20 protein-coding genes are annotated in these 24691 nt (G+C 61.8%); 15 read left to right on the plus strand and 5 right to left on the minus strand.

Annotated features, from left to right (window positions below):
- Position 1 precedes the first annotated feature (1 nt).
- Together mobA and moeA are read left to right on the plus strand one after the other, a co-directional pair.
- Positions 2-589: a molybdenum cofactor guanylyltransferase MobA gene (gene mobA / locus AC3WOY_RS03610; RefSeq protein ID WP_492421001.1), complete on the plus strand. Its 588-nt coding sequence runs from the start codon at positions 2-4 to the stop codon at positions 587-589.
- Positions 586-1863: a molybdopterin molybdotransferase MoeA gene (gene moeA / locus AC3WOY_RS03615; RefSeq protein WP_492421002.1), complete on the plus strand. Its 1278-nt coding sequence runs from the start codon at positions 586-588 to the stop codon at positions 1861-1863. The genes mobA and moeA overlap by 4 nt, the downstream gene beginning before the upstream one ends.
- On the opposite strand, the gene AC3WOY_RS03620 is transcribed toward moeA, so the two are convergent.
- The 4 genes from AC3WOY_RS03620 to AC3WOY_RS03635 form a co-directional block, all read right to left on the minus strand.
- Positions 1860-3863 carry an acyl CoA:acetate/3-ketoacid CoA transferase gene (locus AC3WOY_RS03620; RefSeq protein WP_492421003.1) on the minus strand — a complete coding sequence of 668 codons (2004 nt, stop codon included), beginning with the start codon at positions 3861-3863 and terminating at the stop codon, positions 1860-1862. The genes moeA and AC3WOY_RS03620 overlap by 4 nt on opposite strands.
- A gap of 203 nt (positions 3864-4066) precedes the next feature.
- Complete coding sequence (locus AC3WOY_RS03625) at positions 4067-5380, minus strand: hemolysin family protein (protein WP_492421004.1); 1314 nt, start codon at positions 5378-5380, stop codon at positions 4067-4069.
- Between the two features lie 104 nt (positions 5381-5484).
- A complete protein-coding gene (locus AC3WOY_RS03630) occupies positions 5485-6915 on the minus strand; it encodes a DNA recombination protein RmuC (protein ID WP_492421005.1) in 1431 nt (476 codons plus the stop codon).
- Between the two features lie 52 nt (positions 6916-6967).
- Positions 6968-7369 carry a group II truncated hemoglobin gene (locus AC3WOY_RS03635; protein WP_492421006.1) on the minus strand — a complete coding sequence of 134 codons (402 nt, stop codon included), beginning with the start codon at positions 7367-7369 and terminating at the stop codon, positions 6968-6970.
- A 472-nt stretch (positions 7370-7841) separates the two neighbouring features.
- Here AC3WOY_RS03635 and AC3WOY_RS03640 point away from each other — a divergent pair, with 472 nt between their 5' ends.
- The 13 genes from AC3WOY_RS03640 to AC3WOY_RS03700 all read left to right on the plus strand — a co-directional run bounded on the left by AC3WOY_RS03640 (position 7842) and on the right by AC3WOY_RS03700 (position 23881).
- Positions 7842-9248 carry an undecaprenyl-phosphate glucose phosphotransferase gene (locus AC3WOY_RS03640; protein ID WP_492421007.1) on the plus strand — a complete coding sequence of 469 codons (1407 nt, stop codon included), beginning with the start codon at positions 7842-7844 and terminating at the stop codon, positions 9246-9248.
- 131 nt (positions 9249-9379) lie between these two features.
- Positions 9380-10324: a UTP--glucose-1-phosphate uridylyltransferase GalU gene (galU, locus tag AC3WOY_RS03645; protein WP_492421008.1), complete on the plus strand. Its 945-nt coding sequence runs from the start codon at positions 9380-9382 to the stop codon at positions 10322-10324.
- Between the two features lie 9 nt (positions 10325-10333).
- Entirely contained in the window at positions 10334-11503 is a 1170-nt protein-coding gene (gene gmd, locus AC3WOY_RS03650) for a GDP-mannose 4,6-dehydratase (RefSeq protein ID WP_492429171.1), read from the plus strand.
- A gap of 40 nt (positions 11504-11543) precedes the next feature.
- Positions 11544-12509, plus strand: coding sequence for a GDP-L-fucose synthase (gene fcl / locus AC3WOY_RS03655; protein WP_492421009.1), 966 nt, complete (start codon positions 11544-11546; stop codon positions 12507-12509).
- 185 nt (positions 12510-12694) lie between these two features.
- Positions 12695-14113 (plus strand): O-antigen ligase family protein, encoded by a 1419-nt coding sequence (locus AC3WOY_RS03660; RefSeq protein ID WP_492421010.1) that lies wholly within the window; start codon positions 12695-12697, stop codon positions 14111-14113.
- Positions 14100-15593, plus strand: coding sequence for an oligosaccharide flippase family protein (locus tag AC3WOY_RS03665; protein WP_492421011.1), 1494 nt, complete (start codon positions 14100-14102; stop codon positions 15591-15593). Before AC3WOY_RS03660 ends, AC3WOY_RS03665 begins: the two co-directional genes overlap by 14 nt.
- A gap of 11 nt (positions 15594-15604) precedes the next feature.
- Entirely contained in the window at positions 15605-16837 is a 1233-nt protein-coding gene (locus tag AC3WOY_RS03670; RefSeq protein WP_492421012.1) for a glycosyltransferase family 4 protein, read from the plus strand.
- A 9-nt stretch (positions 16838-16846) separates the two neighbouring features.
- Positions 16847-17608 carry a glycosyltransferase family 2 protein gene (locus tag AC3WOY_RS03675; RefSeq protein ID WP_492421013.1) on the plus strand — a complete coding sequence of 254 codons (762 nt, stop codon included), beginning with the start codon at positions 16847-16849 and terminating at the stop codon, positions 17606-17608.
- Positions 17605-18510, plus strand: coding sequence for a glycosyltransferase family 2 protein (locus tag AC3WOY_RS03680; RefSeq protein WP_492421014.1), 906 nt, complete (start codon positions 17605-17607; stop codon positions 18508-18510). The genes AC3WOY_RS03675 and AC3WOY_RS03680 overlap by 4 nt, the downstream gene beginning before the upstream one ends.
- A gap of 178 nt (positions 18511-18688) precedes the next feature.
- The gene (locus AC3WOY_RS03685; RefSeq protein WP_492421015.1) at positions 18689-19903 is read left to right on the plus strand and encodes a glycosyltransferase family 4 protein; all 1215 of its coding nucleotides are present in this window, start codon (positions 18689-18691) and stop codon (positions 19901-19903) included.
- Positions 19904-19936: 33 nt separating this feature from the next.
- Positions 19937-21106: a glycosyltransferase gene (locus tag AC3WOY_RS03690; RefSeq protein ID WP_492421016.1), complete on the plus strand. Its 1170-nt coding sequence runs from the start codon at positions 19937-19939 to the stop codon at positions 21104-21106.
- The gene (locus tag AC3WOY_RS03695; RefSeq protein WP_492421017.1) at positions 21096-21863 is read left to right on the plus strand and encodes a WecB/TagA/CpsF family glycosyltransferase; all 768 of its coding nucleotides are present in this window, start codon (positions 21096-21098) and stop codon (positions 21861-21863) included. The genes AC3WOY_RS03690 and AC3WOY_RS03695 overlap by 11 nt, the downstream gene beginning before the upstream one ends.
- Complete coding sequence (locus AC3WOY_RS03700) at positions 21860-23881, plus strand: acyltransferase family protein (protein ID WP_492421018.1); 2022 nt, start codon at positions 21860-21862, stop codon at positions 23879-23881. The genes AC3WOY_RS03695 and AC3WOY_RS03700 overlap by 4 nt, the downstream gene beginning before the upstream one ends.
- Here the strand turns inward: AC3WOY_RS03700 and AC3WOY_RS03705 are convergent.
- Positions 23859-24653 carry a polysaccharide deacetylase family protein gene (locus tag AC3WOY_RS03705; RefSeq protein ID WP_492421019.1) on the minus strand — a complete coding sequence of 265 codons (795 nt, stop codon included), beginning with the start codon at positions 24651-24653 and terminating at the stop codon, positions 23859-23861. The genes AC3WOY_RS03700 and AC3WOY_RS03705 overlap by 23 nt on opposite strands.
- Positions 24654-24691 lie beyond the last annotated feature (38 nt).

The raw sequence follows: 24691 nt of genomic DNA on the forward strand, positions 1-24691 counted from the left end.
CTTGAGCGTTACCGGACTCATCCTGGCCGGCGGCCGTGGCTCCCGCATGGGAAACGTCGACAAGGGGCTGCAGACATTTCGCGGCGAACCGATGGCAGCCCATGTCCTTGAGCGCCTGTCACCGCAGGTGGACAAGCTGGCGATCAACGCCAACCAGAACCACGACATCTATCGCGCTTTCGGCCATCCGGTCTGGCCGGACCGGATGGAGGCCTTTCCGGGCCCTTTGGCGGGGCTGCACACCGGACTGCTTGGGTGCAACACCACCTACCTTGTCACGGCCCCCTGCGACTCCCCCTTTTTGCCTATGGACCTGGTAGCGCGTCTGAAGGATGCTCTCGAGGAGCGCGGCGCGCATGTCGCTTTTGCAGCGACCGGGCACGGTGAAACGCAGCAGGCGCATCCCGTTTTCTGCATCCTCAAGGTCGAGACGTGCCTGGAGCCCCTGGTCCGCTACCTGGAAGAAGGCGGACGGCGGATGGAGGCATGGATGCGTTCTCAGGATGCGGTTGAAGTCCATTTTCCCGACGAATCCGCGTTCCGCAACATCAATACACGCGAAGAACTGAACCAGCTCGATACCCCATGACCAAGCTCGACGATATCGCAGGACGGATCGCCAGATTCAATCCGGATGCACTGGAAGCAGGACAGGCACAGGAAATCATCCGCGGGTATGTCGCGCCTGTCGACGGTGTCGAAACGCAAACGCTTGCAGCGGCGCTCGGACGGGTGCTCGCGGCCGACGTCATCTCCCCCATCGATGTGCCCGCGCACGACAATTCTGCGATGGACGGCTATGCCTTCAAGGGCAGCGAGCTCGGGACAGAGACGGTCGCACTGAAAGTCGCCGGCACTGCTTTCGCAGGACATCCCTTCGCAGGTGAAGTCAGCGCGGGAGAATGCGTACGCGTCATGACGGGCGCCGTCATGCCGTCCGGTTGCGATACCGTCATTCCGCACGAGCTTGTCGCCGTGCACACCGATACGTCGGTGACCATCCCGCCCGGCATTATCAAGGCGGGAGACAATCGCCGCCGGCAAGGCGAAGACCTCGCTGCTGGGACGCCCGCGCTGCGCAAGGGAAAAATCCTGCGTCCGGCGGATCTCGGACTGCTGGCATCGCTCGGGATCGGCGAAGTACCCGTGATGCGCCGGCTGCGCGTCGCTTTCTTTTCCACGGGCGATGAACTGCGTTCCATCGGCGAAACGCTGGATGAAGGCTGCATCTACGACAGCAACCGCTACACCGTGTTCGGCATGCTCGCGCGCCTGGGATGCGAGGTCATCGATATAGGTGTCGTGCGCGACGATCCCGTTTCGCTTGAAGCAGCCCTGCGCACGGCTTGCGAGAGTGCGGATGCGATCGTGACCTCGGGTGGTGTGTCGGCCGGCGATGCCGACTACACGACGACAATGATGGAAAAGCTTGGCGACGTGCATTTCTGGAAGCTTGCAATGCGCCCCGGCCGCCCCATGGCCTTCGGGAAGATCGCTTCGAACGGCAAGAGTGCGTACCTGTTCGGCCTGCCCGGCAATCCGGTTGCCGTGATGGTGAGTTTCTACTTCTTTGCCCGCGAGGCGCTGCTGCAGATGATGGGCGCGCAAAGCGAACCGCTGCCGCTACTGCATGTCACATCGCAATCGTCGATACGCAAGAAACCCGGGCGCACGGAATACCAGCGCGGCATCCTGTCGCACGGTGCGGATGGCCGGGCACAAGTACGCGTGACAGGATCGCAGGGCTCGGGAATCCTGCGCTCCATGTCCGAGGCAAACTGCATGATCGTCCTGCCGCATGGACAGGGCAACGTCGATGCCGGCGATGAAGTGGGTATCGTGCTGTTCGAAGGTCTCTGCTAGTGATCGCCCAGGTGGGAAAATGCTTCTTCCCTGCTCGCATATAAGGCCGGCTCCGTCTGATGCCGCCGGAAGGCGGTTCCGAAATAGCTGCGCATGAATGCGCTGCTCGTATAGCGCGTTACCCGGACGTAGAAGCGTTCCGCGAGGTCGTGCACCATGTCCACGTAGGAGTCGAGCAATTCCGGCGTGATCGAGAAGTTGTCGTAGTTGACCACGGCAGGCACCTTCCTCCCCAGCGGCTGCAGGATCGCTTCCACCTGGTCGCGAATGGCTTCGATATCCGCCACGTTTTTCACCTCGAAACCCTCGAAGTTCACGAAGAAGACATTGCGCTTGGCGTTGTAGGTGAGCCGCTGTTCCAGCGGCAAGTACAGGATGTCGTTGCGCAGGCCCATTGGTCCGGGACGGAAGATCCGCTCATCCATCAGCTTGAGCTGCGGGCTCACCTCGGGACGGAATCGCATCTGGCCGAGGATGTCGCGCTCGAGATCGATGCCCGGCGCGATCTCGATCACTTCCAGGCCTTCGAGAATCAATCTGAAGACACACCGTTCCGTGATATAGAGCACGGTCTGCGCGCGCTGCATCGCGTACTCGCCGCTGAAGGTGCGATGCTCGACCGCGTCGACGAACTTCTGCGCCGATCCCTCGCGTTTGATGTGCAGCTTGCCCTGCGTGATCGCCACTTCAAGGTTCCCTGCCGTGAAGGTGCCGACGAACACGACCTTCTTCGCATTCTGGCTGATGTTGATGAAGCCACCGGCGCCTGCCAGCCGCGGGCCGAACTTGCTGACGTTCAGGTTGCCGTGCCTATCGGCCTGCGCCAGGCCGAGGAAGGCCACGTCCAGCCCGCCGCCGTCATAGAAATCGAACTGGTAAGGCTGGTCGATGATCGCCGCCGCATTCGTCGCCGCACCGAAGTTGAGGCCGCCCGCGGGGATGCCTCCCACCACGCCCGGCTCGGCAGTCAAGGTCACAAGGTCCAGCACCTTCTCCTCCGCCGCCACGCTGGCCACGCCTTCCGGCATGCCGATGCCGAGGTTGACCACGTTGTTCGGCTTGATTTCCAGCAGCGCGCGGCGCGCGATGATCTTGCGCTCGCTCATTTCCATCGGCTGGATGGAGGACATCGGCACGCGCATCTCGCCTGCGAATGCCGGGCTGTAGGGCTCGATGAAGGTTTGCATCTGGTATTCCGGCTTTTCCGCCACCACCACGCAATCGACGAGGATGCCGGGGATCTTCACTTGCCGGGGATTGAGCGAACCGCTCTCGGCGATGCGCTCGACCTGCACGATGACGATGCCGCCGGAATTGTGGGCGGCCATGGCGATAGCGAGCGCCTCCAGCGTCAGCGCTTCCTTTTCCATCGTCACGTTGCCTTCCGGATCGGCAGTCGTACCGCGGATGATGCCGACATTGATGGGCAGCGCCTTGTAGAACAGGTATTCCTTGCCGCCGACCGTCAGCAGCTCGACAAGCTCTTCCTTCGTCCTCTCGTTGATCTTGCCGCCGCCATGGCGCGGGTCGACGAAGGTGCCGAGGCCGACGTTGGACAGTAGTCCGGGCTTGCCGGCGGCAATGTCACGGAACAGGTGGGTGATGACGCCCTGCGGCAGGTTGTAGGCTTCGATCTTGTTGGCGATTGCCAGTTGCTGCAGCTTGGGCACCAGCCCCCAATGTCCGCCGATGACGCGCTTGATGAGGCCTTCGTGGCCGAGATGATTGAGGCCGCGTTCCTTGCCGTCGCCCTGCCCGGCCGCATAGATGAGCGTGAGGTTGGAGGGCGAGCCCTTGCCGAGCATTTCTTCCTCGCTTTCGAGAAATCGCTTCTCAAGGGCGACGGCAATGTTTTCCGCGAATCCTATGCCGACAAAGCCACCGGTGGCGATGGTGTCGCCGTCATGAATGAGGCGAACCGCCTCGGCGGCAGTGACGATCTTGTGGCGATGCGACGGACGGGACCCGCCCGCCATTGGATCGGGAATGCGATGCACCATGACTTCCTCCGTGACTGAGCCTTGCACATGCTGCGTGGCGGAAATTATGCCCGAAGTCGCGGCACCGTTTTTTTAAAGATGCCGCCGCCCTTCGGGATCATCCTCGGACTATCGACGCGACAATACGTTGCAGGCCTCGTCCACGGATACGTAGCGCAATGACGCTGGTCAAAGGATGTGACGGAAGGATGGCATTTCCGTCGTCATGCCGGTTCGGAAGAAGCATCCGGCGCCTCGGCAACTTTCGGTGTCGCCAGCACCTTGTCGATGCGTTTGCCATCGAGGTCGACGATCTCGAAAGTCCAGCCTTCCCAATGGCACATATCGGTCGTCTGCGGCAGGCGGCCCAGGATCAGCATGAGCATGCCGCTCAGGGTGTTGTAGCGGCCGCGCTCCTCTTCGGGTACGCCGCGCAGGCCGAGACGGTCCTTCAGTTCCGGCACCGGAATCAGGCCGTCGAGCAGCCATGAACCGTCTTCGCGCTGCACCGCCCATGCGTCTTCTGCACGGTGCGTCTTGAACTCGCCGGTGATGGCCTCCATCACGTCCTGCAGCGTGACGATGCCCTGCACCTCGCCGTACTCGTCGATGATGAATGCCAGCTGCACACCCGAGGTCTTGAAATTTTCGAGCAGTTCCATGCCGGTCAAGGATTCGGGCACGAACACGGCCGGCTGCAGATGCTGCATCAGGTCCGGCTTCTCTCCACGCAGGGACTGCGCCAGCAGCTGGCGCGCATTGGCCACGCCCAGCACTTCTTCCCAGCCGCCCCGCACGACGGGGAAGCGCGAATGGTCGCTTTCCTCGAAGCGTTTGAGATTTTCCTCCAGCGGCTCGTTGACATCGAAATAGACGACGTCGCTGCGCGGCACCATCAGCGAGGCGATCTGGCGGTCGTCGAGACGGAACACGTTCCGCACCATCTGGTGCTCATGCTGCTCGATCACGCCGGCGCTCGACCCCTCGGCGAGCATCAGGTTGATTTCTTCCTGCGTGACGCTCGGCTCTATCCGTTCGCTGACGCCAAAGCTGCGCAGGACAAGCTGCGTCGAACCGGACAGCAGGCGGACAAAGGGCTTGGTAAGTGCTGCGAGCCAGAGCATCGGCCGCGCCACCAGCCTTGCAATGGCCTCGGGGTTCATCTGGCCAAGGCGCTTGGGAACCAGTTCGCCCAGCACGATGGTGCAATAGGTGATGCTGACGACGACGAGGCCGGTGGCGGTGTATTCGGCCCAGGGGCTGTCGACGCCGACGCGGTGGAGCCATACGCCGAACGGATGCGCCAGCGTCGCTTCGCCCACGATACCGTTGAGCACGCCAATGGAGGTAATGCCGATCTGGACCGTGGAGAGGAATCGGTTCGGATCTTCCCCCAGCTTGATCGCCGCCTCCGCAGCAGAGTCGCCTGCTTCCGCCAGTTTTTGCAGCCGCGCCTTGCGCGCGGTCACCAATGCAATCTCCGACATGGCGAACACGCCGTTCAGGATGATCAAGCCAAGCAGTATCGCAATTTCCATAGTTTACGCAGACCGGGAGCCGTGAGTGTTGTCGGAACAGTGAATCATCCGGACAAGTTATCACAAATGCAGCGCAGTGCCGCCGGAAGATGGCCGGCGTTCGTTCATTCCTCTCCCGGTTCGGGCGCATCCGCACCGAGCAGGAGTTGTGCCGTTTCCGACGGGAGTGCTTCGACGGACTTCAATTTGCGCGTCATCTGGCGCGTGCGGGTTTCGGCCTGCTCGATATTCTTGGCGGCACGCTCCAGCGTAGTCTTTGTCGCAGCCAGCACATCGCCGAACTTGCCGAACTCGGTCTTGACGGCGCCGAGCACTTGCCAGACTTCGGACGAGCGTTTTTCCAGCGCCAGTGTGCGGAACCCCATCTGCAGGCTGTTGAGCAGCGCGGACAAGGTCGAAGGGCCGGCAATGGTGACGCGGCAAACGCGCTGAATCTCGTCGGCCAGACCCGGGCGGCGCATGACCTCGGCATACAAGCCTTCCGTTGGCAGGAAGAGGATGGCGAAGTCGGTCGTCAGGGGCGGCGACAAATATTTTTCGGCGATGGTCCTGGCCTCGGCATGCACCGCGCGTTCGAGCGCCTTGCCGGCCGCTGCGACACCATCGCTGTCGGCAAGTTCGGCAGCTTCAACGAGACGTTCATACTGCTCTTTCGGGAATTTGGCATCGATCGGCATCCATACCGGACGGCCGCCATCCTCCTGTCCTGGAAGCTTGATCGCGAACTCGACACGCTCGCCGCTGCCCGGCACGGTTTCCACATTCTTCGCGTACTGGTCGGGCGTCAGCACCTGCTCGAGCAGTATCTCGAGCTGCACCTCGCCCCAGGTGCCGCGCGTCTTCACATTGGTGAGCACGCGCTTGAGGTCGCCGACGCCGATCGCGAGCTGCTGCATCTCGCCCAACCCCTGGTGCACTTTCTCAAGACGATCGGAAACCAGCTTGAAGGATTCGCCGAGCCGCTGCTCCAGCGTCGCGTGGAGCTTTTCATCCACTGTCCTGCGCATTTCCTCGAGCCGTTTGCCGTTGTCTTCCTGCAGGTCGCGTATCTTCGCTTCCAGGGTGCCGCGCACTTCGCCCATGCGTTGCGCATTCGATTCGCTCAGCGCCGTCAGCGCCTGGTTGAGCGTATCGCCGAACCTTTTCAGCGCAACCGCCTGCTCTTCCCTGCCCGCCTGTGCTTGCGTCGCGATGGCAAGCCGCATCGATTCGAGTTGCTGTGCATTGGCCTCGTTCAGCTTGGCAAGCTGCTGCGCAAAAGAATCGATCTGGTTGTTCTGTATGGTCGCCACGCTGGTCAGCTGGGCAACAAGTGCCTGCTGGAACTGGCCCAGGCTCCCGCTCAATTCCTGTCGCGTTCCTCGCGCGCTGGATTGCACTTCGGCACGCAGTTCGCGTTCAACGCGTTCGCTTCCCTGCTGCAACTGACGTTGCAATTCCGCTGTGTCGATCCTGCGTCCACGCAAGAGAATGACGATCTGCAAGAGGACTACTGCAAGGGCAAGCAGCAGCATGACGAGTTCGATGGTGTTCATGATCCTCCCGGGTTGCCTGGAGAAATTATTTCCGCAGGAAGCAAGGGCGCATTCAGCCTGCCTGATTACGCATCCAGTCCGCAGTCTGGTAGAAAGATTGCATCAGGCGCTGCTGCAATTCCTCCGGGATACCGACGTCTTGCATCGCCCATGCCATGCAACGCAGCCACTGATCCCTTTCATCGGATGCGATCGCATAGGGAAGATGCCGTGCGCGCAAGCGCGGATGTCCGAAGCGCTCGACAAAATAATCAGGGCCGCCCATCCATCCGCACAGAAACCAGAATAGTTTGTCGCGCGATCCGTCTGTGGACTCGGGATGCATTGCGCGAATCCCGGCGAACTCGGGTTCGAGTTCCATCAGGTCATAGAAACGATCGACGAGCGTGCGGAGTTTTTCTTCCCCTCCGACAAGCTCGAATGCAGTCTGCTGTGGTGTGTCGTTTGCTGTCATGAAACGAATGATAGCGCATCGAATGTCCGCACGGAATCAAGTTGCAGACCTCATGCATCGACCATGTCGATCAATGCATCGGCAACCGTTCAACACGTTCGAACGAACTCGATGACACTCGGAAATCAGAGGGGGATTTCATGCTGTTTCAGCGGGCGGTGGATTCTACACAACAGCAAGTTTGACTCGATGCAATTCGCTGTTTGAGCGGTCGCAAGCAAACACTACTTAGCAAATTCTGTTGTTCTTTAATGATTACTATTGCCTAAAAGGTAATAACAAATTTGGCCTGCGAAGCACGGTTTTCAGTCGCAATGCGACAACGAAAACAGACCGGAGAAGTGCAAGAGTTGTTGTTACCCAAGCGCTGCAACGCGATGCATTCGATGCAGCAGGACGACATCACGAAAGCATAGCGCAATCGTGCGTCGTCAGCTTGAACCTGGTGCATACGACCACACGCAGAGATGCCATGCGAGACTTGATCATTACAAATTCATCCCGGCTGGAATTCTCGATGCGCGTCATGGATGTCCTTGCGCTCGAACTTGCCGGTGGTCTTGCCGGCCTGATTCACTTTCAGATACCGCTGAGCGAGACGCCTCCTATCCACACGGTACTGCTGCATTTCTGCAGCGCGCTTGCCTTCCTCCTCTTCCCGCAACTCGAGCTGTACGGTTCGTGGCGCGGACGTTCGCTGGCCGACATGTTCCTGCGGCTTGCAGCATCCTGGGGTCTCGTGCTGCTTGTCGGACTGTTCTTCAGCTTCCTCATCCATCATGTCGGCAATGTGTCGCGGCTGTGGATGTTCTACTGGTATGCGAGCGGCGTCACTATCCTCGCTGTCTACCGCATCGGTGTTTACTACGGTTTGCGTTACCTGCGAGCGAAAGGACTGAACAACAAGCGCGTGGTGCTCGTCGGATACGGCAGCACGGGACAGGAGATGCATCGTCGCGCGTTGCAGCAGGACTGGACCGGTTATGACGTCAAGGCCGTGTATGCCGAAGGCGACGATGCCGCGAAGATCCAGGACCCGTCCATCGCGCGCATCGGCAACCTGCAGGAAATCCACGACTATGTGGTGAAGAACCACATCCACGAAATCTGGATCACGCTACCGCTGATGGCGTCGCCGCGCCTGCAGGAACTTCAGTACATCCTGCGCAACACGCTGGTCGATATCCGGTGGGTGCCGGACATCCTCGGCCTGCAGATGTTGAGCAACAAGATGGGTAACTTCCTCGGCCTTCCGGTAGTGGACCTGAACCAGCCGATCTCCAGCGGCTTCAACGGCATCATCAAGGACATCTTCGACAAGGCATTCGCCATCGTCGCGTTGATTCTCCTCGCGCCGCTGTTCCTGGTTCTCGCCATCCTGATCAAGCAATCGTCGCCGGGGCCGGTGCTCTTCAAGCAGCCACGGCTCGGACTGAATGGACGGCAGTTCAACGTCTACAAGTTCCGCTCAATGAAGGTGCACCAGGAACCGGACCAGGTGACGCAAGCCACGCGCAACGATCCGCGCGTCACGCCGATCGGCGCCTTCATCCGCCGTACCAGCCTGGACGAACTGCCGCAGTTCATCAACGTGCTGCTGGGCGACATGTCCGTTGTCGGCCCGCGTCCGCACGCGCTCCAGCACAACGAGATGTACAAGGACCTCCTGGAAATGTACATGCTGCGCCATCGCGTGAAGCCGGGCATCACCGGCTGGGCCCAGATCCACGGCTACCGGGGCGAGACCGACACCGTCGACAAGATGGCCAAGCGCGTCCAGTTCGACCTCCACTACATCCAGAACTGGTCGCTCTGGATGGACGTGCGGATCATCCTCTGGACCGCCTTCCGGGGCTGGACCGGCACAAACGCTTACTGAGATGCGGACATGGCGATGAAACCACGAACGCCTTTTCCCAGGGCCGAATAAGGCCACATGCGCAAGGACCGCCGCCGGTGTATCCATGCCGGGCTGACTTGCTTTCTTAACCGAAACCTGAAAAGAAAACCATGCGCAAGAAAATCACCAAAGCCGTCTTTCCGGTAGCTGGCCTCGGCACTCGTTTCCTCCCCGCGACCAAGGCCAGCCCGAAGGAAATGCTTTCCATCGTCGACAAGCCGCTGATCCAGTACGCAGTGGAAGAAGCCGTCGCCGCGGGCATTACCGAAATGATCTTCGTCACGGGGCGCAACAAGCGCGCCATCGAGGACCATTTCGACAAGGCATATGAACTTGAAGCGGAACTGGAGGCGCGCAACAAGACCGCGCTGCTCGATGTCATCCGCAGCATCAAGCCCGACAACGTGGAATGCTTTTATGTGCGCCAGGCGGAAGCCCTCGGCCTTGGTCACGCCGTGCTGTGCGCGGAACGCCTGGTCAACGGCGAACCCTTCGCGGTGATGCTGGCCGACGACCTGCTCGACGGCCAGACGCCGGTCATGCAGCAAATGACCGAGCTCTACGAGGAGCATGGTTACAGCGTGATCGGCGTGGAGACCATCGCCCGCGAGCAGAGCCGCTCCTACGGCGTCGTTGCAGGTGCCTCCTATGCAGAACGCCTGATCAAGCTGAACGGCATCGTCGAAAAGCCTGCGCCGGAAAAGGCGCCGTCCACCCTCGGCGTCGTCGGCCGTTACGTACTCACACCCGCCATCTTCCAGCACCTGCGCGAACTGCAGCCGGGCACCGGCGGCGAGATTCAGCTGACCGACGGCATTGCGTCGTTGCTTGCCCAGGAAACCGTCCTCGCCTACCAGTTCGAAGGTATCCGCTACGACTGCGGAAGCAAGCTCGGCTATCTGCAGGCCACCGTGCAGTTTGCCTTGCGGCATCCGGAAGTACGGGATGAATTCCGCGCCTTCCTGCAGAACCTGCCGTTCGGCCATTCCGGCCGCCAGCGTCAGTCCACCCCGGCGATTCCCGTCGCTACCGAACGTGTTGCACTCGCGAGCTGAGACATGAACATGAAGGAATTTTCGACCAGGCAGAGTCCGGCTCAAGAGAAGCCGGCGGGAGGATCTGTCCGCAAGGTTGCACTGATTACCGGCGTCAGTGGACAGGACGGTGCCTACCTTGCCGAATTCCTCCTGAACAAAGGTTATATCGTGCACGGCCTGAAACGCCGCTCGTCGCGCTTCAACACCGAGCGCATCGACCATCTTTACCAGGGGCCGCAGGAAGACGAACGCCGTTTCATCCTGTACCACGGCGACATGACCGATTCGGCGTCGATCATGCGCATCCTGCAGGAAACGCAGCCGGACGAGATCTACAACCTCGCGGCGCAAAGCCATGTTGCCGTGTCGTTCGACGAGCCGGAATACACGGCCAATTCGGATGCGCTCGGGCCGCTGCGCATCCTCGAAACAGTACGCCAGCTCGGCATGGAAAAGAAGACGCGCTTCTACCAGGCGTCGACCGCCGAGATGTTCGGGCAATCGCAGACGCTGCCGCTGACGGAAGACGCGCCTTTCCGGCCGCGCAGTCCGTACGCGATTGCGAAGCTCTATGCCTACTGGATCACGGTGAACTACCGCGAAGCCTATGGCATGTACGCCTGCAACGGCATTCTCTTCAACCACGAGTCGCCCCTGCGCGGAGAAACCTTCGTCACCCGGAAGATCACGCGCGGCCTTGCCCGCATCGTGCTGGAGCACCAGGACTGCATCTACCTCGGCAACCTCGATGCGCGACGCGACTGGGGCCATGCACGCGATTACGTCGAAATGCAATGGCGCATGCTGCAGCAGGAGACGCCGGAAGACTTCGTCATCGCAACGGGCATCGAGCGCAGCGTGCGTGACTTCGTCAATGCGGCCGCTGCCGAACTCGGGATGACGCTGCGCTGGGCCGGCCACGGCGTCGACGAAACCGCGACCGTTGCCGATCCCGGTCCCCAGAACAATGTTCGCGAAGGCCAGGTGATCGTCCGTGTCGATCCGCGCTATTTCCGTCCGACGGATATCGACTGCATGGTGGGCGATGCGAGCAAGGCGCGCGACAAGCTTGGCTGGCAGCCCAAGGTGTCATTCGAGGAACTGGTGCGCGAGATGGTGCAGTGCGACCTGGACGCAGCGGCGCGCGACCACATGTTCCAGCAGCACGATTGCGCGCCGCACGCCTATCACGAATAACCGGCCAGCCGGACGGCTCCCATCATCACAGAGGATGCACATGAAAGCTAACCTGAATAAACGTATCTATGTCGCCGGCCATCGCGGTCTGGTCGGTTCCGCCATCGTCCGCTCGCTGCGCAAGCGCGATTACACGAACATTGTCACCCGCACCCATTCGGAGCTGGAGCTGACGGACCAGCAGCAGGTTCGCGATTTCTTCGCGGCCGAACAGATCGACGAGGTATACCTTGCAGCGGCACGCGTGGGCGGCATCCATGCGAACAATACCTATCCCGCCGAATTCATCTACGACAACCTGATGGTGCAGTCGAACGTGATCCACGAGGCGTGGCGCGCCGGCGTGAAAAAGCTGCTGTTCCTCGGCTCGTCCTGCATCTACCCCCGCCTTGCGGAGCAACCGATCCGCGAGGAGTACCTGATGAATGGCGCGCTGGAACCGACCAACGAGCCCTACGCCATCGCCAAGATCGCAGGCATCAAGATGTGCGAGAGCTACAACCGCCAGTACGGCACGGATTTCCGCAGCGTCATGCCGACCAATTTGTATGGACCGGGAGACAACTACCATCCTGAAAACAGCCATGTCATCCCTGCACTCATCCGGCGCTTCCACGAGGCAAAACTGAGCGGTGCAGACAAGGTCGTCATCTGGGGAACGGGAACGCCGCGCCGCGAGTTCCTCTACGTCGACGACATGGCCGATGCCTGCGTGCATGTCATGAACCTCGAACGGTCCATCTATGAAAAGCACACGACACCCATGTTGTCCCATATCAATGTAGGCACAGGCGAGGACGTCACAATAAGGGAAGTTGCCGAAATTATCAGGAAAGTGGTTGGTTTCGGCGGCAACATCGAATTTGATTCGAGCAAGCCCGATGGCACACCGCGCAAGCTGATGAACACCGCCAAGCTGACTTCGCTGGGATGGCGCCCGGGGATGCGCCTCGGCGAAGGCATCAAGGAAACCTATGAATGTTTCAAGGCGGAGTATCAGTCCTGACGCGGCAGTTCGATCCTTTCGATTGGCGCCGCTGGATACCAGTGGCGCATTCCACTGTCTGAACCTGGAAGGGGTGCAGCGCACCCTGAAGCGCACACCGGCGCAATGACGCGCCGGCAGCCTCTTCCCGGACAGCATCCCCCATGTCGGTCTCCTGAGTCCGTGTTTTTTCTTCGAGCAAAGCCATGACACCTGCCCTGACACCTGCCGAAGTGACGACCAATCTTCTGGCTGCACTGTTCCTGATCCCGATCGTCTTCGGCTTCGTCATCAAGGCGCCGCAGCTGGTCGCCCTCGGTTTCATCGGCGTCCTGTTTTCGTTTTCGGATTCCACCTGGGGACAGTTGACCACCGAGACCACGATCTATTCGCGCGGCTCCGGCATGTTCTACTTTTCCCTGCTCAACCTCGTGCTGCTGACGGCGGGCTTTGCCGCGCTGCTCAAGCGCCTCGCGAATCCGCAGGCCGTACAGCTCGCACCGCCGATGGCGAAATACTTTGCCGCCTTCGTGTTCCTGGTCGCCGGCCACATCGTGATCGGATTGATGGAAGGCATCGACCTCAACGTCATCCTCGGCTACAACGGGATCCTCAATGTGATCAACATGATGGTGTTCATGTACCTCGCCATCATGGCATTCGACAGCGAGAAGGAGTCGCGCAAGCTGTTGTGGACAATCATCATCCTCGCCGCCATCCGCGGCATCTTCGGCGCGGTGCGCTACTTCATGTTCGACGGCGACACCGCTAATCCGTACCGCAATTTCGAAGGCCTGAACATCAAGATCTTCTACTTCGACATCAGCGACAATTTTGTGGCCAGCCTCGGCGCCTTCTGTGCGGCCTGGCTGCTGACGGCGCCCGAATCGAACCAGTCCTGGTTCAAGCGCAGCCTGCTGTTCGGCTTCCTGGTGCTGGAAATCGCCGCGGTCGCCCTCTCCTTCCGGCGCTCTTCGCTGATCGGACTGGGACTGATGTTCGTCTTTCTCTTCCTGCGCCTGCCGGGAAAACGGAAGTTCCTCTTCGCCATTCTCGGCGCGGCCTTGCTGGCGGTGGTGGCATCGGTCTTCTATGAACACAGGCTGCAGTTCAACAACAACGAAAGCATGTTGTCATCGCTGATCTATGACATCGCGCCCGACCGCGGCATCCGCAACAGCCGCTTCTACGAACTGTATGCAGCGGCGCAAAGCATGGACGGCAACTGGCTCTTCGGGCGCGGGAGCTGGGGCACCTTCACCGGAGACCGGGACCGCCTGTCCTACCATGGCGACGACTTCAGTTTCGTGCACAGCGGATTCGGCCATGTGCTGTTGAAAACAGGCATCGTCGGACTGCTGATCTTCTGCGGCCTGCTCGCCGCCTACGTCGCCTTTTACATGCGGCACCGAAATTATCTGGCCGGGGAATCCAGGCTCCTTGCCGACGCGGGCTTCGCCGGCTTCCTGTTCTGGGTTCCGACGCTGCTCATCGGCACGCCGATCATCGAGTTTCGCACCATGCTCCTGCTCGGCCTGACGCTGGCCATGCCGTTCATCGCTGTCGGCATCCGCAGCTACCAGGTACGCCGTACTCAATACGATCAGAACTATGCTGTTGCGTAATTCGCTCTGGAACCTGAGCGGTTCCGCCATCCCCATGGTCGTCGCGCTGGCGACGGTCCCGCTGCTGATCGGCGCGCTCGGCGTCGAAGGTTTCGGCATCGTCACCATGGTCAGCTCGGTGATCGGTTACTTCGGCGTGCTCGACATCAATCTTAGCTCCGGCGCGATCAAGTACCTGGCGGAGCATCATGCTTCGGGCGACCGTCGACGCTTTTCCGAGACGTTCTGGTTCGGGGCGATGTTCTATGGCGCGCTCGGGCTGCTCGGCGCCACTGCGATCTTTTTCGCATCCGGGATGCTGGTCGGACGATTCTTCGAAGTGTCCGAAGAAATGCGCGAAGCGACCGTCACCGCCTTCCAGCTGGGTGCACTCGGCTTCGCGCTGACACAGGCACAAAGCTACCTGCTGGTCGTACCGCAAGCGCTGCAACGCTACGACCGGTCGGCGCAGAGCGAAGCCTTCTTCGGCGTGGTCGTCAACCTCGCATCCGTGGCCGCGGCGCTTGCCGGCACCGGCATCATCGGCGTGATCGTTGCCCGCCTTTGCGTTTCCGCGGCCAATGTCCTCTACCTCGCCTGGATGATCCACAGTTTCGGCCTCGGCCTCGCGCCATGCCGTCCCGGCAAGGACGTGCGTGCTGCGCTCACCTCGTTCAGCGCCTATGCCTACCTGAGCAAGATTGCCTCCACGCTGCACCAGCATGCGGACAAGCTGATCGTCGGCGCCATCGCCGGTCCGGTCGCCCTGACCTTCTATACCGTTCCGGTCACGCTGGCGGGACGCATCCTCGGCTTGACCTATCGCCTGTCGAGCGTCATCTACCCCCGCGCCTCCGCACTGGCCGGCGCCGGCAAGATTGCCGAACTGCATCCGGTGTATCTGGGCGTGATGCGCTACGTCACCTACATCAACCTTGCCGCATTGGGCATCATCGTGCTCGCCGGCGACGAGTTCCTGCGCCGCTGGGTGGGGCAGGAATTCGTGCAGCAGGGCTATCCGGTGCTGGTCCTGATGACGCTGGCCCTGCTCGCGGATTCGCTGACCAACATTCCTTCGCTGGTCAACGACGCGCTCGGCCATCCGCGCATCACGGGGCGGTTTGCGCTTGCCAACGGCCTGGGCGGCGTGGCCATGGTCTACCTTGGCACGACCATGGGCGGCATCGTGGGTGCGGCGGCGGGACACCTGCTGTCCTCGCTCGTGCTCGGTGTCAGTTTTCTTCTTTTCGTGCATGGGCGCACGGTTCCCATCGCCTTCAGCGAAACCTTGCGCAAGGGCTTCGGCCGCAGCCTCGGTGTCGGCTTCCTCGTCATCTGCATCCTGCTGCCGGTGAAATGGCTGATCCCGGCAGGCCTGGTCGGAACCGTTGCAGTGGTATCGGCGGCGGTCCTGTCGCTGGGCCTGGCCGGCCTGTTCTTCATCGTCGGCGTCGACGAGCGGAACGCAATGATGGCAATGGCGCGCCGCCTGCGGCCTTGAGGAGAACTTTCATGCGCATACTCATTGTCAGTGAAGACATTCCGTATCCCAACATGGGCGGACTCGCCAAACACGCGCTCAACCTCGCCCGGGCGCTGGTGCGCGCGGGACACCAGGTGGACCTGCTTGGCTGCGACGAGCATCCAATCGATGTCTGCGGCGAAGAAGGCAAGTTCGGCGGACGCTTCATCGGCGAACTGAACGGCCATCACGCCGGATGGAAGGAAATCAGCTTCGGCATGTTCATGCCGCCCAAGCGCCCCGCCATCGCCCGCAACTTTGCGAAGATCATCATGCGGCATGCGCCCAATTACGACGTCATCCATTACCACGGACATATTCCGAACGTCGCGCGCTATCTGCCGCCGGACATCAACTTCGTGCAGACACGGCATGACCAGGGCGGCGACTGCTTCCGCCACACGCGCTTCCGCGATGGAGAAATCTGCGATTCGGTCGACCCGGCGGAATGCGCAAAATGCATCAACCCGGCGCCCAACGCGGTCCAGCGGGCGGTATCCAAAGCCGCCGTCGTCCGCTTCCGCCGCGACGTGGCGCAAAGCTTCCGTGCGCACAAGACAGTGTTCGTTTCCGACCTGCTCGCCCGCAATTTTGCGCGCTGCGCAGGTCCTGGTCCGTGGGGAACGACGGTGCACAACTTCGTCGACCGCAATGCGCTGGAGAAGGTCCGGCATGCCGCCTCGCTCCTGCCTCCGCGCCAGGGCTTCCATGTGTTCATCGCGGCCAAGCTCTACCCCGCCAAGGGCGTCGAGCAGTTCCTGCATGCGCTTGCCCCGCGCCTGCCGAAGGACATGGTCGTGACGATCGCAGGAGACGGGCCCGACGAGAAGCGCATGCGCGAGCGGTTCGCTGGCAGGCAAATCGAATTTCTCGGCTGGTGCGATCCGGACAGGACATTGAAACTGGCCTCGGTGGCAAATGCCATTGTCGTTCCTTCTGTATGGGAAGAACCGTGCGCGACGACCGTGCTCGAAGGCCTTTTCCTTGGCAAACCGACCTTCGCGCTGCGCCGCGGCGGCACGCCCGAACTGGCCATCTATGAGGCTGGCCCCGGGCAGCTGCGCCTGCACGACGACATGGCGTCCCTGGTTTCCGACCTCGTTACCTTCAACCCAGAAACACGCTTCGGCTTTGCCGCTGAAGGCCTCGGCTGCGCCGACCGGGCGGCACAACAGCTGCTCGGCATCTACCGCTCGCCTCCGGGCGGCCACCATCGCATTTAGGACCTAGCCATGGCTCTTACGATATCTGTCATTACCTGTACCTGGAACAGTGCAACCTACCTGCCCGAATCCGTTGCGTCCGTGCTGACGCAAGACCATCCGGACATCGAATACATCTTTGTCGATGGCGGCTCCACGGACGGCACGCTCGATCAGATCCGGGGGATTCAGCGCCCATTTCAGCTGCTGGAGAACGTGCGCGGCGGCGTCAGCCGGGCAATGAATGAAGGCCTGCGCGCGGCGCGCGGGGACGTCATTGCCTACCTTCACTCCGACGATTACTACCTGTATCCGGACGTTCTCTCGCGCGTCGCCCGCCACCTGGAAACCAGCGGCAGGGGTTGGCTGTTCGGCCGCACGATGGCGCTGGTCGACGGCAAGCTCCATCCGGACAACTACGTCGCTCCGCGATTCAGCTACGCCAGCCTGCTGCGAGGGAACTTCATTCCCCATCCCGCGACCTTCGTGCGGCGCGACCTGATGCTGAAGGCCGGCGGCTTCAATACCTCGCTCAAGTACGCGATGGATTACGACCTCTGGCTGAAACTGGCGAAGATAGGACCGCCTGTCCAGCTGGACGAGCCGCTCGCTGCCTTCCGCGAGCATGAAGGCAGCCTGTCGAGCTCTTCCCGCACGCGGCTGGCCGCGATGGCCGAGGACTTCCGGGTGCGCCTGGCCTATGCAGGCAGCAATCCGATCGAACGTCTCGGGCACTATGCGCGCTACTTCGTGCGCCGCCGCCGCGTCATCCAGGCGAAAGGGCATGCATGAGGAAACCCGACGTCTCCCTCATCCTGGCTACTGTCGGACGCACCGATGAACTCGGCCGCCTGTTCGACTCCCTCGCGGCACAGACCTTCGTGCGGTTCGAAGTGATCGTGGTGGACCAGAACAGCGACGACCGCCTGCTGCCGCACCTGGAGCGCGCGCGCTACCTGGGGGTCACCGTGCGTCACCTGAAGCACAACCCGCCCAACCTGGCCAATGCCCGCAACGCCGGCATCGAGGCTGCGCGCGGCAAGTGGATCGGGTTCCCCGACGACGACTGCTGGTACGCCCCCCGCCTGCTGGAGCGCGTCGTTGCGCGCTTTTCCAGGTCCGACAAGCCGAGCGGCGTCATCGTGCGATGGGTGGAACAGGATGAGCAGCCGACATCCGCCGCCGACCTGTCATGGGAACGATCGCGCGCCTTCCGCGACATCCCGGTCAGCTCGATCACCCTGTTCTGCCGCCGCGACCTGTTCAAGACGATCGGCGGATTCGACGGACGGCTGGGGGTCGGGCAGTGGTTCGGTGCGGGAGAGGAAACCGACCTTGCTCTGCGCGCCCTGCGAGCCGGCGCACGCATCACCTACGAACCGCTCGGTGAAGTGCATCACGCAGTCAACGCAGAGAAGCCGCGCGCCGACACCGCCACCTGTACCGCCGTACGGCACAGGGCACGAGGCACGGGTGCGCTCTACGCCAAGCATCGCCTTCCCGGCTGGGTCATCCTGCGCGGACTGGCGGCGCCGATGCTGCGGCCCTTGCTCAAGGGATCGTTCGGCGCCGAACTCATCCTTGGCTATGCCACCTTGCGCGGACGGCTGGACGGCTTTATCGCCTGGCGGCGCAAGCATGCGGCGGGACATGCCAAGGCACCGGCCGCGAGCGAAGCGATCAAGGAAATGTAAGTCCTGCCGGCATATGCCGGCAGTGACGCGGAAGGCCGACAACAATTGTTACAAAACTGCACGTCCGACCTTCCCTTCCTTTGATCTAGCACGGAATGCGGCACGGTGCAGCATTCACAATTTCCTCACCAAGGGAACGGGAACATGCGCGCCGCCCGACAGAAGCTGAACCGACACGATGAACCAACCGACAAACAAGAATCGCCCCCTCGCACCCGTCATGCCGCTTCGGCCGTGTGACGGCTGGGAAAAAGGTACGCCGATGTTGCGCATTGCACTCGTCACCAACCATCCGCCTCCGTTCCGGATTCCGATCTACAACGAGGTGGCGAAGACGCCGGGGGTCGAACTCCATGCCATCTTCTGCAGCCCGCGCGAGCCGAACCGCCAGTGGGACCTTCCTCCCATGCGGTTTCCGCACGCCTTCCTGAAGGAACGGTTCGTGCAGCGCGGCTCGAACTTCATCCACAACAATCCGGATGTTTTCGGCACGCTCAGGCAGATGCGGCCGGATGTCATCGTCACGACCGGCTTCAATCCGACACACCTGTATGCATTCGGCTACGCGCAGCTGCGCGGCATTCCGCATGTGCCGATGACTGACGGCACCGACGTGTCGGAGCAGGTGCTCTCTGGCCTGCACAAGACGATCCGGAAGTTTGTGTATGCACGCTCGCAGGCCTTCATCGCCGCCAGTTACGGGGGATTGCGTCTGTACGACAATTACGGCATCGATGCGGCGAGCTGCTTCCAGTCCTGCCTCTGCACGGACAACGACGCCTTCACCGCGCGTAATGCGGAGAAGCGCTACGACCTGATTTTTTGCGGACGTATCGTCCAGGAAAAGAATCCCGTCTTCACGCTCGACGTTGCGGAAGCGGTAGCCCATCGTCTCGGACGCCGCGTACGGCTGCTCTATGTCGGCACGGGCGAGCAGGAAGAGAAAGTGCGGCGGGAGGCAGCACGCAGGTCCGACCTGGTGGAAGCGACCTTCCACGGCCATGCGTCGCAACAGGAACTGCCCGCGCTGTACGCCTCGGCCCGCATCTTCATGTTCCCCACGGTGCACGATGCCTGGGGCGTGGTAGCCAATGAGGCAAGCGCGGCCGGGCTGCCCACCATCGTGTCGCCCCGTGCCGGCGTCGCCGGCGAACTTGTCGTGGACGGCGAGAACGGCTTCGTCTGCGAACTCGACCTGAAGACCTGGACGGACCGCGTGGCCCTGCTGCTGACCAACGACCGGCTGTATGAACGATTCTCCCGCCGCAGCCTCTCCATCGTCGGCAACTACACTTTCAAGCAGGCTGCCGGGGGCATCATCGATGCCTGCCGCCATGCGGTTGGCGAGCATGATTCGGGAAAGCTGGACCCAGCAGGGCGGAAATGGGGATAGCCGCATGATCATCCATCACGAGAGCCGCGGGAAATGAAGATCCTTATCGCACACAATGCCTACCAGCACCGCGGCGGCGAAGATATCGTCGTCGAGGCCGAAGTCGACCTCCTGCGCCGCTACGGACACGACGTGAAGGTCTATCGCCAGCACAACGATGCGCTGCACCACATGTCCCGCGCAAAGGCCGCCGTGTCGGCGATCTGGTCGCAGGACGCGGCCGTCGACGTGGAGGAATTGTGCAATCGCTTCCATCCGGACGTGATCCACGTCCACAACACCTTCCCGCTGATTTCGCCGTCGCTGTACTGGATGGCCGATGCACTGCGCGTGCCGGTCGTGCAGACGTTGCACAACTTCCGCCTGCTGTGCCCGCAAGCCATCTTCCTGCGCGACGGCAAGATCTGCGAGGACTGCGTGGGCAAGCTGCCGTGGCGTTCCGTCACACGCAAATGCTATCGCGAATCGGCGGTGCAGTCGGCCGTCATCACCACCATGCTCGCCACGCACCGCGCCATCGGCACTTACCGCGACCGCGTCACGCGCTACATCGCGCTCAATCGCTTCGCCCGGAGCAAGTACATCGAGGGCGGCCTGCCCGCCGAGCGGTTCCGGATCAAGCCGAACTTTGTTGCGTCAACAAGCATCCCGGAATGGAGCGGCCGCCGGGGCGGCATGTATGTCGGCCGGCTGTCGTCGGAAAAGGGACTGGAAGTGCTGGCGGCGGCAGCGCGCAATGGCGCTGCGCCGAATGTCGACGTCATCGGCAGCGGCCCCCTGGAAATGCTCGCGCAAGACAGCTTTGGCCAACGCTATCTCGGCTTCCGCCCGCTGGAAGAAATCATGGCGCGCATGGCGCGCGCGCAATACCTGGTGCTGCCGAGCATCTGCTACGAGAATTCCCCGCGCACCATCGTGGAGGCCTTTTCCTGCGGCCTGCCGGTGATCGCCAGCAGGCTGGGCGCCCTTGCCGACCTCGTGCGGGACGGCGTGACCGGGCTGCTGTTCCAGCCGGGCGACCCGGCCGACCTGGCGGAGAAAATCGTCTGGGCCGAGGCGCATCCCGAGCAGATGGTGCGCATGGGACAGGCGGCGCGCGCCGAGTATGAAGCGGAATACACCCCCGAACGCAACTATGAAATGCTGATGGACATATATGATGACGCAATTGCAACCCTACACAGAGAACGTCATGCCGCGTAAGGGCGAGGCCGTTCTCGAAGCCTTCATCGATGCCTTGACGTGGGAGGATGCGCTCGGGCAGATCACGCAGTGGGCTGCTGCGCGCGAGTCGCGTTACGTGTGCATCTGCAACGTGCATTCCGTCGTCACGACAACGAATGACGTGGAGTTCAAGATCGCGGTGAACAATGCGGACATGGCCACGCCGGACGGCGCTCCCATCGCATGGGCATTGCGGCGGCTGGGACATCCCGCCCAGGAACGCATCAACGGTCCGGACCTGATGATGAAGTACCTTGCGGAGGCCGAACGCCTCGGCCAGTCCGTCTTCTTCCATGGCAGTACGGAGAGCACGCTGGCACGCCTGCGTGTTGCCCTGAACGGGCAGTTTCCCGCCTTGCGCATCGCCGGGATGCATTCGCCGCCCTTCCGTCCGCTGTCGCGCGAGGAGGACGACCAGACCGTGGACATGATCAACGCCTCGGGCGCCAACGTGGTCTTCGTCGGACTGGGCTGCCCCAAGCAGGAAAAATGGATGGCCGAGCACCGCGGCCGCGTCCGCGCCGTCATGGTAGGAGTGGGTGCGGCATTCGACTACCATGCCGGCGTCGTCAAGCGGGCGCCGCTCTGGTGGCAACGCAACGGGCTCGAATGGCTGTACCGGCTGGGTTCCGAGCCGCGCCGGCTGTTCAAGCGCTACATGGTGACGAACACCCTCTTCGTGGTCGGGTTTCTCCGGCAAATCGTCAACACGAAGCTGGCCCTCAGCGAAGCATGAGCACGAGTCAGGCGCCGGCCCGCGACCGGACTCCGGAGGGCAGCGGCGAAGCGCCTGCCCTGCGCCTGGTGCCGCACCGCGCGGTGCAACGCTACCGTGAAGACATCGACGGCTTGCGCGCCGTTGCCGTGCTGGCCGTCATCGCCTTCCATGCCAACGCACAGCTCGTGCCGGGCGGGTTCGCAGGCGTCGACGTGTTCTTCGTCATCTCGGGCTACCTCATCACCGGCCTGATCCTGAATGCACTGGAGAACGGCACCTTCAGCTTCGCCGATTTCTACAGCCGTCGGATCAAGCGCATCTTCCCTGCCTACATCGCCGTATCCCTGGCGACGCTGGCCGTGTCTTCGTGGCTGCTGATTCCGAACGACTACATCTTTTACACAACCTCGCTGGCGGCGTCCTGGGCCTTCGTCTCCAACATCTTCTTTTCGATGCTGAGCTGGGGCTACTTCGGCCAGCGGACGGAGGAGTTTCCCCTCCTGCACACCTGGTCGCTGTCCGTGGAAGAGCAGTTCTACTTTCTCTTTCCCCTGGTGCTGATCGGCCTGTACCGTTACTGCCGCAGGCACATGGCCGCAGCACTGACAATTGCCGGAATCGGCCTTGCCATCTTTTCCCAAATGAAGACCGGGGAGATCAAGTCATATTTCCTTCTCGGTTCGCGGGCGCATGAATTGATCATCGGCGCCCTCACGTTCTTCGTCCTGCGGCGCTATCCGTTACTGCCCGGCCTTGTCCCGGCAACCCTCGCAATTTCGGGAATGCTCCTGGTGCTTGGCTCCTTCCTGTTCATCAACAAGGAGTTGCCTTTCCCCGGCATCAACTCGCTGTTTCCGTGTATGGGAACCGCGCTGCTGATCGCCGGCTGCAGGGGCGACAACATGGTGTCCGCGGCCCTGCGCGCGAAGCCGCTGGTGGCGGTCGGGCTTCTCTCGTACTCGCTTTATCTCTGGCACTGGCCGATCTTCGCCTACCTGAAATACCGGCAGGTGGAGATGACGCTTCCGGTCGGCGCGGCAGCGATGGCGCTGGCGTTTTCGCTGGCCTACGTCACGTGGAAGTTCATCGAAACCCCGCCCCGCCACAATGCCGCCCTCGGCTTCCGTCCGGCCTTGCTGCGCCTGTATGTGCTGCCGGCGGCACTGTTCATGGGTATTGGGCTGTTTTCCTATGTGACCGAAGGTGCGCCGCAACGCTTTTCCGGCGATCTTCGCGCATTGATTTCGAGCTACTCCTTCGAACGCGACCTGACGCGCTCCTGCTCGATACGCGCCGAGGACTACAAGGAAGTGACGCTGGATTACCTGCATGCCCACTGCGCATTTGGCGCAACCGCTCCGGAAAAAGCCAGCGTCATGCTGATGGGCGATTCCCACGCGCACCACTTCAGGCCCTTCGTGGAACAGCTGGCCAGCGATGCGGGGCTGAAGGCGGTGTACCACGTGCAGGGTGGCTGCTTCCCGACGGAACTGCAGGTCACGGACAGGCAACCGGAACGCGGCCCCGACACCTGCCAGCGGCGCAACGCGGACCTGCTCAAACTGGCGGGCCATTTCGATTACGTCGTCCTGGCCGGATTCTGGGCGTCCGAACCGGAACGCGAACTGGAAAAGGAGTTGCGCTACGTAGTCGACGCGATTGTCGCTGCCGGTGCGACACCGGTCATTTTCAAGGACAACCCGTTCCATGAACCCGACCTATCGCGCTGCATCCTCTACCGCAAGCGCGGCTGGATGGAAGCCGGCGCCGACTGCCATATCCCTTACCGGATCGCAGCGGACGCGCAAGCCGAATACGATGCGATCATCGAGCGCATGAAGGCCGCGCATCCGAAGACGATCATCATCGATCCCAGGCGCGTGATGTGCAACGAGAAGGAATGCATGACCTACACCGGGAACACGGCGCTGTACAAGGACGCCAACCACCTCAATACGCGCGCCTCGCACATGCTCGGCGACTGGTATGTCTCCCGCGTGGGCAATCCCTTCGTCAGCGAGCGTCCGAGCCGGTAAACGCCTGGCCGTAGTTGCGATGATGCAGCGGCCCCGGCGCCCACAGCGTTCGCGCGGCAAGCTGCTCGTTGTTCAGCCGGTCCGGCATCGGGATCCGGCTTGCGACATGGCGAAAGAAGGCATCGAGGTCATGCCAGGCATTGAGTTCATCGATCTGCTTCGAGTGGCCCCACAGGTGGAACGTCCCGCCGTGCCGGCAGGCGTAATCGAACATCGCGTACATGCGCTGGATCCAGTTGTCGTGCGCCATCGCGAGACGCAACCCTTCGATCCGCCGGTGCCAGCAGCCTGAGCCGGCAAAATTTCGGATGTAGACCGCGCGATCATGCGGATAGAACTGCAACGTGGTCGGCATCTCGAACGGCTTGCTGCCGGCATCGAAGCAGAGATTCATCGTCGTGCGCGCATAGCCGAAGCCGCAGGCCTTGACCAGTTCGACGTCGCGGCGGCTGTAGCGGCCGCCTGGATAGCAGAAGCCGTTCACATGGCTGCCAAGCAGATCTTCCAGCCGCCGCTTGCCGTCGGCGATCTGGTGGTAGGCCTGCCAGATATCGACCTTCTTCAGGTAGCGATGGTCATAGGTGTGCGAGCCGACCTCGAAGCGCCGGCCGAGTTCGCGAATCTGCGCGTCGCTGATGACCGCGTCGCCTTCGCAATTGCGGATCGGAATGAAGAACGTGCCATTGAGCCCGTGCTTGTGCAGCAGGTCGGCGGTCTGCATGTCCGAAGGGTGACCATCGTCGATCGAGCACGTAAATACTGGGCCCATCATTCACTCCACTCTTGTTCCTGGTATCCGTCTTGTCGGCG

The sequence above is a fragment of the Noviherbaspirillum sp. FW303-A3 genome, from assembly GCF_058788695.1.